Annotated in this window: 9 protein-coding genes; 3 read left to right on the forward strand and 6 right to left on the reverse strand. The window is 64.0% G+C overall.

Annotation, left to right across the window (positions count from 1 at the left end; all coding sequences use genetic code 11):
• The first annotated feature begins 10 nt into the window (after positions 1 to 10).
• Positions 11 to 727, forward strand: coding sequence for a helix-turn-helix domain-containing protein (locus ACW4QM_RS04950; RefSeq protein WP_223900146.1), 717 nt, complete (start codon positions 11 to 13; stop codon positions 725 to 727).
• 312 nt (positions 728 to 1,039) lie between these two features.
• Here the strand turns inward: ACW4QM_RS04950 and ACW4QM_RS04955 are convergent, their stop codons facing one another.
• Both ACW4QM_RS04955 and ACW4QM_RS04960 read right to left on the reverse strand, forming a co-directional pair.
• On the reverse strand, positions 1,040 to 2,233 hold the full coding sequence (locus tag ACW4QM_RS04955) for a M20/M25/M40 family metallo-hydrolase (protein WP_455798237.1): 1,194 nt from the start codon (positions 2,231 to 2,233) through the stop codon (positions 1,040 to 1,042).
• A gap of 198 nt (positions 2,234 to 2,431) precedes the next feature.
• Complete coding sequence (locus ACW4QM_RS04960) at positions 2,432 to 3,400, reverse strand: manganese-dependent inorganic pyrophosphatase (protein ID WP_412324076.1); 969 nt, start codon at positions 3,398 to 3,400, stop codon at positions 2,432 to 2,434.
• 142 nt (positions 3,401 to 3,542) lie between these two features.
• Here ACW4QM_RS04960 and sdaAA point away from each other — a divergent pair, with 142 nt between their 5' ends.
• Positions 3,543 to 5,153: an L-serine ammonia-lyase, iron-sulfur-dependent, subunit alpha gene (gene sdaAA, locus ACW4QM_RS04965; protein WP_455798238.1), complete on the forward strand. Its 1,611-nt coding sequence runs from the start codon at positions 3,543 to 3,545 to the stop codon at positions 5,151 to 5,153.
• Positions 5,154 to 5,228: 75 nt separating this feature from the next.
• Here the strand turns inward: sdaAA and ACW4QM_RS04970 are convergent, their stop codons facing one another.
• Positions 5,229 to 7,643, reverse strand: coding sequence for an ATP-dependent helicase (locus ACW4QM_RS04970; RefSeq protein ID WP_455798239.1), 2,415 nt, complete (start codon positions 7,641 to 7,643; stop codon positions 5,229 to 5,231).
• A gap of 201 nt (positions 7,644 to 7,844) precedes the next feature.
• Here ACW4QM_RS04970 and ACW4QM_RS04975 point away from each other — a divergent pair, with 201 nt between their 5' ends.
• The gene (locus tag ACW4QM_RS04975; RefSeq protein ID WP_455798240.1) at positions 7,845 to 8,216 is read left to right on the forward strand and encodes a hypothetical protein; all 372 of its coding nucleotides are present in this window, start codon (positions 7,845 to 7,847) and stop codon (positions 8,214 to 8,216) included.
• 46 nt (positions 8,217 to 8,262) lie between these two features.
• Here ACW4QM_RS04975 and ACW4QM_RS04980 read toward each other — a convergent pair whose 3' ends face one another.
• From ACW4QM_RS04980 to ACW4QM_RS04990, 3 genes are all read right to left on the reverse strand, one after another.
• Positions 8,263 to 8,622, reverse strand: coding sequence for a YccF domain-containing protein (locus ACW4QM_RS04980; RefSeq protein WP_114548617.1), 360 nt, complete (start codon positions 8,620 to 8,622; stop codon positions 8,263 to 8,265).
• Positions 8,622 to 9,320: a hypothetical protein gene (locus ACW4QM_RS04985; protein ID WP_147270644.1), complete on the reverse strand. Its 699-nt coding sequence runs from the start codon at positions 9,318 to 9,320 to the stop codon at positions 8,622 to 8,624. Before ACW4QM_RS04985 ends, ACW4QM_RS04980 begins: the two co-directional genes overlap by 1 nt.
• A gap of 110 nt (positions 9,321 to 9,430) precedes the next feature.
• The coding region (locus ACW4QM_RS04990) for a hypothetical protein (protein WP_455798241.1) at positions 9,431 to 9,862 on the reverse strand (432 nt) is incomplete at its 5' end.

The raw sequence follows: 9,862 nt of genomic DNA on the forward strand, positions 1-9,862 counted from the left end.
GAGGAACCCTATGTCTACCCAAGTCAGAACCTGGACCGAGTATTGCGGCGCCGAGGGCGAGCCCTCGCGCTGGGATCTGTCCATCAACGACCGCCCCGTGCCGGGCGGCTATATCGAGAAAACCGCCGAAGGGTTCGAGATCCATTATCCGCACCTTCCCCTCAAAAAGCTCACCACCCTAGAGGAGGCGAAGCGCAGCCTGGAGCTGGCCCCACCGATTTCAACAGCTGGCCTGAAAGTGGGAAGGATAGCCGACGAGGACAGCGACCTCATCTCGTCTGCCGAAGCTGGCGAGATACTCGGCGTGAGTCGTTTTCGCGTGAATGCCATGGTGGCCTCGGGCGTGCTGCCCGGCCGCCGCGACAACGGCAAGATTCTCGTCGATCGCGCCGCTGCGGAGCAGAAGGCCGCCCAAGGCCTCTCCGAGGGACCTCAAGGGAAGTTCGCCAACCTTTTCCTGTTCTACGCGCCAGCAGGCGAACGCACGCAATATGTGGCTGAACTCGAAGCCGACGACGCCGACTCCATCGAACGCGCCCGCGCCTTCGCCCAAGAAGTCATGGAGGACGAGAGCGAAGACGCCGTAGAAGTGCGCGACTACCTGCGCATGCGCAACTTCTTGCGTCGCCACGAAAACGAATTTGAGTTTGCTCGCAGCGTCTTTGGCGATCTCGTCGAAGAGCGAGCCCGACGCGTATCCCTACGCATACCGGAAACTGAAGCATAGCCTTTCACGCGATCTTGTCTTAGACGATACCAAACCTCGGATTTTGGCAGTCCACGGGTACCTAACCTCCAGTTTCGCCCGAAGCTCTGATCTGGGAAAACTTCCTATAATGCCTGGTAGATGGCTTGTCGCAGTTCAGCCAAAACGGGCGGTTTGGTTCCCTGCGCCTGGCAAAACAGGCGGTTTGGTACCCGCATCTGCCAAAATCCGAGCCTTGTCCCCGCAGGTGCCGGGACAAGGCTCTCCCTGCCGGAAAAGGCCGTGCAAGGGGGGCGACCAAGGTCGCCCCCCCCCACGGGATCGCTCCTGAAGCTACCCCGCGTACTCGGCGATGATGGCCTCGACGTAGCGGGCCATGTTCTGGAGGTCGGCTACCTCTATATACTCGTCGACGGAATGGAAGTTGGTCATGCCGATGCCGAGGGTGATGGCGTCGGCGCCCTTCGTGCCGAGGATGTTCGCGTCGGCCCCGCCGCCGGAGGTGGCGTGGCGGGACTCAAGGCCGCAAGTGGCCGCAGCGGCCTCCAAATGCGCGACGATGGCGTCGCCGGGCTCGTGCACGACAGCCGGGTAGTCCAGCTCCCAGGCCACTTCCACCTGGCCGCCGAAGCGAGCGGCGGCTTCTTCCAAGGCGCGGGTCATGGCGTCGCGCTGGGCGAGCACGCGATCCTCGTACAGCGAGCGGCACTCCCCCATGAGCGCCACGACGGCGGGCACGATGTTCACGGCCACGCCGCCCTCGATGCGGCCGACGTTGGCCGTGGTGCACTCGTCGATGCGCCCAAGCGGCATGGCGACCACGGCGGCTGCGGCGATCTGAATGGCGGAGACGCCCTCCTCGGGCTCCACGCCGGCATGGGCGGCACGGCCCTCGATGCGAGCGCGCAGCGTCCAGTGGTAGGGCGCGCCCATGATGATGGTGCCCGGCGCCCCGTCTGCATCGAGCACGAACAGCGGAAAACGTCCGTCGCGCTCGGCTTCCGGGGTAGCCGCCGGCAGATCCTTCGGCCACGCGAGCGCGCCCTCGGCCAAGGCACCGGCCCCTAGCAGGCTCTGCTCCTCGCAGGTGGTGAGCAGCACCGTGATGCCGGGCCGGGGCGTGCCGGACTCCAGCACCGAGCGCAGCCCCTCGAAAATGGCGGCGATGCCGGCCTTGTCATCGGCCGAGAGGATCGTCTCCCCCGCCGAGCAGACGACCTCGGCCATGCGGCAGGTGACGTCGTCGCAGATATGGCGCTGCTCGATGACCGCCTCGATGCCCGCGCAGGGCTTCACCGTGTCCAGATGCGCCGAGAATCCGATGCGCCCCGGTACCGTGCCGGGCAAATGCGCGATGAGGTTGCCCGTATCCGACCCCGTTTCCGCCGCAGAAGCGTCGAAGGTGACCGTGAATCCCATCTCCGCCAGTTTTTCTGCACAATAAGCTGCCATGGGAGCCTCGTGCCATGACGGGCTCTCGATGGCCACCATCTCCAAAAACGAATCAAGCACGCGATCGGGGTTCATAAGGGTTCCTTCTTTCAAAATTCCTAAATTTTTTGTCGCAGGGATGCGCCCAAGGAAAACAGCGAGGGTCCGACAGGTGCCTGGATTTGCCCCGCCTTTTGCCCAAGCGGCCTTCGTGCCGCGCCGTGGCAAAAACAAGGGGCAACGCCAGGTGCCTGTCGGACCCGCAGCGTCGCGTAATAATTCCTCAAGGAATTATTACGAGGCAAGAATGGGGGCCGCCACCTGCTTCTTGCGGGAGAGGACGCCGGGCATCCAGTTGCCGCCCTCGCAGCACTCGATCTCGAAGACGCGGTTCACACGGGCCGGATCGCCCTCCACGATGAACTGCGAGCCCTCGGCCAGAATGTCAGTGACGAGCAGCAGGGCGAACTCGTAGCCGTTGTCTTCCACGAGCTTCTTCATGTGATCGCGAATCTCCGCCTCGCGGGCCATCACAGTCGGCAGGTCTACCGTCTCGCGCTGGGCGATGAGCACCGTTACGTCGTCGTTGACCTTGAACTCCTTGGAATCGGCCTCGACCAACTTGGCGATGGGCATTTTGTCCTCGCCGCCGCGGGTGCGGAAGATGTCCATGCCGTACTCCACCGCGTCGATGCCGAGCTTGCCGGCGAGGAAGTTCACCTGGTCGACGTCCACCTGGGTGCAGGTGGGCGACTTCATGATGACCGTGTCGGTGAGGATGGCCGACAGAAGCACGCGGGCGATGGAATCGGGAAGCTCGATGCCGGTCTGGCGGAACTGAAGCGTGACGATGGTGGCCGTGGAGCCGATGGGGAGGTTCAAAAAGAGGATGGGGTTGGCCGTGGAAACATCGGCGATGCGATGGTGGTCGATGATCTCGACGACATCGGCGTTCTCGATACCCGGGGCCGCCTGGCCGATCTCGTTGTGATCCACGAGAATGACCTTCTGCTTGACTTCCTCGCCATCGCGCTCGACAGGGTTCACGTTTTCGATGAGCACCGGCTCGGCGATGTCGTTCTGCTCCAGAATCCAGGCGCTTTCCACCGGCAGCGGCCCCAGACGGGCGGGCACGTACTCGACGGCGTCGGCCTCGCCGTCGCGGGCGGCCAGCGCATTCTTCAGATGCGCGTAGCCCACGGCTGCGGCGATGGAGTCGTTGTCGGGGTTGCGATGGCCCACGACGAGGATTTTGGAAGACATGAAGGTTCCCCTTTCTCACCAACTTACGGTTTTGAGGCAGTATAGCGCCTCTGCACCCGTTAGGCGATGGGCTATGATAGGCTTCTTCGATGAAATGAAGCCCTGAACTGCTCTGCGGATGGGAAACGCGAAAGGAGCTCTTGTGAAAACCTATGGTCTGAGGGACATTATCGGCCCCATCATGGTGGGACCGTCCAGCTCGCATACGGCGGGGGCTTTGGCCCTCGCCTCCATGGCGCGGAAGCTCTTCGGCGAGCAGCCCGAACGCGCCGTCTTCACCCTGTACGGCTCCTTCGCCGCCACCGGATCCGGCCACGGCACCGACAAGGCGCTGGTGGCCGGCATCCTGGGGCTTGCGACCGACGACCCGCGCGTGGCCGACGCCTTCGCCCTAGCGAAGGCAGCCGGCGTGCAGGTGGACATCGTCTGGGACACGACCACCGAGGTGGCGCACCCCAACACCGTGGACATCCGCTGCGAGAGCTGCGAGGGACGCGCCCTGGAGATGCGGGGCGTCTCCATCGGGGGCGGCGCGGCGGTCATTCGGCGTATCAACGGCATCGACGTGGACATCACCGGGGAACGCACGAGCGTGGTCGTGCACCAGCGCGATGAGCGCGGGGTGCTCGCCCACATCGCCGGCGTGCTGGCCGACTGCGGCATCAACATCGCCAACGCGAACCTGCACCGCACGGCCAAGCGCGGCGACGCCTACACCGTCCTTGAGACCGATAGCGCCGTGGATGCGAGCGTGCGCGAGCTTCTGATGGACCACCCGGACATCATCAACGCGCGCGTCGTACCCGCCACCTGCGCCGGCGACGGCGAGGAGGTGCCCGTGCCCGAGGATGCCGAGGAACGGTTCGCCCGCTGGGACTACGCATCCGGCGAGGAGCTTCTGGCGCTGTGCGAGCGCGAGCACGTCACCATCGCCCAAGCCTTCCGCGCCCGCGAGGAGGCACTGTGCGCCAAGCAGGGCACCGAAGCGGGCATCGACGCCTACCTCGATCGCGTTCTAGAAGTGATGGGCAACGCCGCCACCGAGCCCTTGGGTAACCCGCAGCCCTCCGTGGGCGGCCTCATCGGCGGCGAGGCGGCGAAACTGCGGGCGGCTTTGGAAGATGCCGATCCCCAACACCGCCTGGTGGATCCCCTGGCGGCCCGAGCGGCTCAGTACGCCCTGGCGACCCTGGAGACCAACGGACGCATGGGCGTCATCGTGGCCACCCCCACCGCGGGCTCGGCCGGCGTGCTCCCCGGCGTGCTTCTGGCCCTGCGCGACGAGCGCGGCTTCTCCCACGACCAGCTGCGCGAGGGCATCCTCACCGCCGCGGGCCTGGGCTACCTCATCGCCCGCAACGCCAGCGTGTCCGGCGCCGAGGGCGGCTGCCAGGCCGAGGTGGGAAGCGCGGCGGCCATGGCGGCCGCGGCGGCCGTCGCGCTTGCGGGCGGTGCCCCCGACCGCTGCCTGGCCGCCGGCGCGAACGTGATGATGTCGCTGCTCGGCCTGGTATGCGACCCGGTGGGGGGCCTTGTGGAAGTGCCCTGCCAGAAGCGCAACGCCACGGCGGCCTCCGTCGCCTTCGTCAGCGCCCAGATCGCCCTTTCCGGCGTCCAGAACCTCATCAGCTTCGACGAGGCCGTGGCCGTCATGGACGAAGTGGGCCGGGGCCTTCCCCCCGAGCTGCGCGAGACGGCCCTCGGCGGCATCGCCAAGGCCCCGTCCGCCTGCGCCTTCTGCGCGGGGTGCTAGGGTAACGCGACAGACGCTTCCAGCACGGCGGCCCAGATCGACGCGATCCGGGCCGCCGTCTTCTTGGCAGGGCGCCTACCCGATCTTCACGATGGGGGCGTAGTCTTTCAGCAGCTTCTTAGTCTGGCCGGTCTTGGCGAACTTGACGTGCAGGGTGTCGCCGTCAACCTTCACGACGGTGCCGCGCCCGAAGGTCTTGTGATCCACGGCGTCCCCGGCGGCGAAGGTCGTTTGCGCAGCGGCCTTCTTCCCCGCATTCGGGTTCACCCCCGCGCCAATGCGACCCGAGCCCGAACCCAAACCGCCGCGGGATGCGCCGCCGACGCTGCCGGCCGCACGCCCCGTACCCGTGGCCGCGCGGTACTCGGCGAACGAGCGCCCCTGCGCCCCCGAGGCGCTCGAGCGCCCGAACACGCGGCCCTCCCCCGCCTCGGTGCCCGAACCGGCGATGCCCCGGCGGCTGCCGCGCTTCTCCCAGCCGGTGCCGGAAAAGCCCGCCGAGCCCAGTCCGCTCGTCTGGCGCAGCTCGCTGGGGATCTCGCCGATGAAGCGCGAGACGGGGTTCGCGTGCGTCTGACCGAAAATCTGCCGTTGCTGGGCGCAGGTAAGGCACAGGCGCTTGCGGGCGCGGGTGATGGCCACATAGGCGAGGCGCCGCTCCTCCTCCACGGCCGCCGCGTCGCCCACGGAGTTCATGTGGGGGAACAGGGTCTCCTCCATGCCGGCCACCCAGACGCAGTCGAATTCCAGGCCCTTGGACGAGTGCACGGTCATGAGGGTGACGGCCTGCCCGTCCTCGGTCACCGTGTCCAGATCGGTGCGCAGGCGCACCCATTCGATGAAATCGGCCAGCGAGTCGCCGCGCAGTACGCGCACGGGCTCGGCGGACTCGTCCTCGCCCACCGTCGGCGCGGCGAAGTCGGACTCCTCCGCATCGTGGGTCTGCACGAACTCGTCCACAACGCCCAGAAACTCCTGGATGTTCTCGACGCGCCCGCGCGCCTCGTCGGTGCCCTCGTCCTGCAGGGCGCGGATGAGGCCGGCCTTGTCGATGATCATCTCCACGACCTTGCGCAGATCGCCCCCGTAGGTGGCGCCGTCCTTGATGACCTGGATGAACTCCCCCACGGCATTGCGGGTAGAGGCGCGGATGTCCGGATCGACCACCGCCAGCTCGGCCGCTGTAAGAAACGGCATGTTCATCTCGCGGCCGTACTGGTCGATGCGCTCGATGGTGGTCTTGCCGATACCGCGGCGCGGCACGTTGACGACGCGCTTGGCCGCGATGTCGTCGGCCGGGTTCACCACCAGCGTGAGGTAGGCCATCACGTCGCGGATCTCGGCGCGATCGAAGAAGCGCGTGCCCCCGACGATGCGGTAGGGCACGCCGGCGCGCAACAGCATATCTTCGAGCATACGCGACTGGGCGTTGGTGCGGTAGAACACGGCCATGTTGTTGTAGGAAGTGCCCTCGGCCCGGCGCCGGTCGATCTCCCCGGCGATCCAGCGGCCCTCGTCGCGCTCGTCGGTGGCCAGATACACCGAGATCTTCTCCCCGTCGCCCGAGTCCGTGAACAGGCGCTTCTCCTTGCGATGCTGGTTGTTGGCGATGACAGCGTTGGCGGCGGCGAGGATATTGCCCACGCTGCGGTAGTTCTGCTCCAGCTTCACCACCTTGGCCTCGGGGTAGTCGCTTTCGAATTCCAAGATGTTACGCAAGTCGGCGCCGCGCCACGAGTAGATGGACTGGTCGTCGTCGCCCACCACCATGATGTTGCGGTTCTTGGCGGCGAGCAGCTGGGTGATGGCGTACTGGGCGCGGTTGGTGTCCTGGTACTCGTCCACCATAAGGTAGCGGAAGCGGTCCTGATAGGCCTCGCGCACGTCCTCGTGGTTCTTCAACAGCAGGTAGCCGTACAGAAGAAGGTCGTCGAAATCGAAGGCGTTGGCCGCCCGAAGGCGCTCCTGCAGCCGCTCGTACACGCGCTCGGCCACTTTGCCCACCGGGTCGTGGGCGTCGAAGTTGCCGGGGGTAACGAGGTCGTTCTTCGCCTGGGAGATGCGGTTCATCAGCTGGTTCACGGGAAAGCGCTTCGGATCGATGTTCAACTCGGCCATGATGTCCTTGTACAGCCGCTTCAAATCGTCCGTGTCGTAAATGGTGAAGTTCTTCGTGAAGCCCAGCCGCTCGGCGTCGGCCCGCAGCATGCGCACGCACATGGAGTGGAAGGTGGACACCCACATGCCCCGCGAGCGCGTGCCCACGAGCTGCGCCAAACGCTCGCGCATCTCGGCGGCCGCCTTGTTGGTGAAGGTGATGGCGAGGATCTCCCACGGGGCCGCCAGGTCCTGCTCCAGGATGTTGGCGATGCGGTAGGTGAGCACCCGCGTCTTGCCGGAACCGGCGCCGGCCAGCACCAGAAGCGGACCTTCCGTAGTCACAACCGCCTCGCGCTGCGGGCCGTTTAAGGTGTCGATGTCGATGGGCATGGAGCGCTCCTGTTTCTTTCACTTCTTCGACAGACAGCAAAGCGGTTGGCGACAATGCGCCAACCGCGCCGTTTGGGGATCGTTGAATGGGTCACCATAGGATACAACAAGGTCGGGCCGCAGGAGGAGAAGCCGCGGCAACGCACGGCAGAAACACGCGAACGCACACAGCGGCGGCGCGTCGATGAGAGAGGACGTACCATGAGCGAGCACACGCACAACGAGCACGAGAAGGCCCGCGAAGGTCGCAAGCACCATGAGACCTTCGCCGAGCGCGACCCCTTGACCGCCGAGGAGCCCGATGTCTTGGAATCCTCCGCAAGCGATCCGGAGTTTCCCGCCACGCAGGAGTTCGAGGTAGACGAGGGCGGCCCCAAAGCGAACACGCGCAAGCATCCCGGGCTCATATGGGCGATCATCGCCATCGTGGCGGTCATCGCGCTCTGCATCGCTTTCGCCGCCGCCGGCGACTGGATGAACCCCACCCAGGCCGAGAAGGTGCAGCAGACCGAGTTCGAGGAGCAAACCGTCCCCGAGGATTTAGGGCCGAACGAGAACCCCGAGGCAGCCTAAATCGGGCGAGCACGCCCCCACCGCCGTCCGCCATATCGTGCGACGGCTACATCACCTGCGCGCCAAAGGGCAAAAGCGACAGCTTCGCCATCTTAAGACACTGGAGGCCAATGGGGATACCGATGACGGTGATGCAGTAGAGAACACCGAGCACCGCGTAGGAAACCGCCATGGGCAGGCCGGCCAAGATGAGCCAGAATATGTTGGCGATAAGCGACGGCGCACCGCCGCCGTAGACGATCGTCTTCCCGAAGGGCGCCAGCGTGAGCGATGCCATCTTAAAGCACTGCCGTCCGAGCGGAATGCCAATGATGGTGATGGAGAACACAATCCCCGCAAGACACCACCCAATCGCCGTGACCAGCCCGCCGAAGATGATCCAGATTATGTTCGCGATAATAGACATCAGGCGCGCGCTTCTACGCTGTCGTCTTCGACCAGCACTTGCGACAAAGACTCTAAAAGCTTGGCAGAATTCTCCTCATCACAAGGGAATAGGTAGAATCTGACACCCTGGCCATACTTTACATCTGCGTAGATGTCGGCATCTCCTCGCCCTTCTATATCATCGATGATCGAGCGTCCCATATTATCGGAATAGAACACACGAGCCTCGCGATATTCGGCAATATGCTTCCCGCTAAACTTTTCCCCATAGGTTATCGCGACGTAGCAGCCGGGGAAGCTGACAAACCGACCTGCGCTTACATCTCCGCAATCCCCAGAGTCGTGCTTCAGCGTCTTAGCGTCGATAACCACCGGAGCACACGCGAGCAATTCCTTCCGAGCCTCAACTTGTGCCATCTGCTGTTGCTTTCTCTCAGAGGCTGCTCGGCTTTTTTCCCTCATCTTATCCCTGCCGTCTCCGACAACTTCAACAACTTTGTCCTTCGCGGCGCCAGCTGCTCCAGCTGCAGCACGACCGGCCTTCTTTACGACTGGTGCCGCCGCCTTGGCGGCTGCAGGAGCAACCTGCGCAGCCACCGCAACCGCAGGAGCGGCCTTATGCACCACCTTTGCAGCAGCTTTGACCTTCGGATTCTGAATCTTACCCATCATTGCCGCCACAGCTGCTACTGCCTCTGCAACATCCTTCCCGTCCATACCGACCCCCATTCTCTCCACGGGTTTCTTGCCAAATGACGATATACGTTTTTCTCTGCTTGCCCGCAACTCCCACAAACTTCATATCTTTCCCAGAATACGCCCCAGACTCAAAACGCCGGCCGGTTGACAACCTCATCGACAATCTGGGGGACCAAGCAACCAGTTATACGATTGTAATCGTACTTGATTTTGGTGGTTCTTCCAACTTTGACCTCAATGACCCCTTTGCTAGGATTAATGCCGCATTTTGCAGTGATGATGGAATTCTCTCTGATTGAGAACTCAAGTACGCCATGTTTTTTAACCGTGCCCGCATGAACGCCATTAGCGTATATCTTGAGGGAGCCGCCTATGAGGTTCATTTGCGAGAGCCCGTAGACAATCACTGTCCCACTACCCTCATCGGCATCGCCCCCAAGCGGGCATCCGCATTTTACACAGGTAACGTACAATCTCTTGCGCACTTTCACAGCAGCATAGCCTAGATACCAAAAGACACGGCTCCGGCCTTCGGTATGATTCGAGTTGTCTAGATTCGA

The sequence above is a fragment of the Adlercreutzia sp. CNCM I-6207 genome, from assembly GCF_977072305.1.